Genomic DNA, 360 nt, shown 5'->3' with positions numbered 1-360 from the left:
GAAGGAGGAAGGAGGGAAAAGGGAAGGAAAAAGGAAGAAAAAAGAAAGAAAGAAAGAAGGAGAAAGGGAGGAAAGAGGGGAGAAGGAAAGAGAAGAAGAAAGAAAGAAGAAAAGGGAGGAAAGGGGGAAAAAGAGGAAAAAAAAAAAAGAGGGGGAAGGGAAAGGGAGGGGAGGAAAAGAGAAAAAAGAGGAGAAGGGGGAAAGGAAGGGGAAGAGAGGAAGAAGGAAAGGGAGGGAGAAGAAGGGGAAGGGAGAGAAAAGAAAAGGAAAAGGGGAAGAGGAAAGAGGAGAAGGGAGGGAGAAAGGGGGAGGAAAGAGGGAAAAGAGGAAGGGAAAAGAAAAAAAAAGGAAGAAAGGGAA

General features: G+C 45.0%; 1 protein-coding gene. It reads left to right on the top strand.

The genetic code is table 11. The features are described 5' to 3' along the window. Positions 1-360: hypothetical protein (locus KH400_RS30195; protein WP_217228485.1), on the top strand; the 360-nt coding region annotated here is incomplete at both ends.

The organism is Desertibacillus haloalkaliphilus, from assembly GCF_019039105.1.
Classification (GTDB): Bacteria; Bacillota; Bacilli; order Bacillales; family KJ1-10-99; genus Desertibacillus; species Desertibacillus haloalkaliphilus.
The sequence above is the reverse complement of the archived record's forward strand: the minus strand, read 5'-3'. Positions and strand labels throughout refer to the sequence as shown.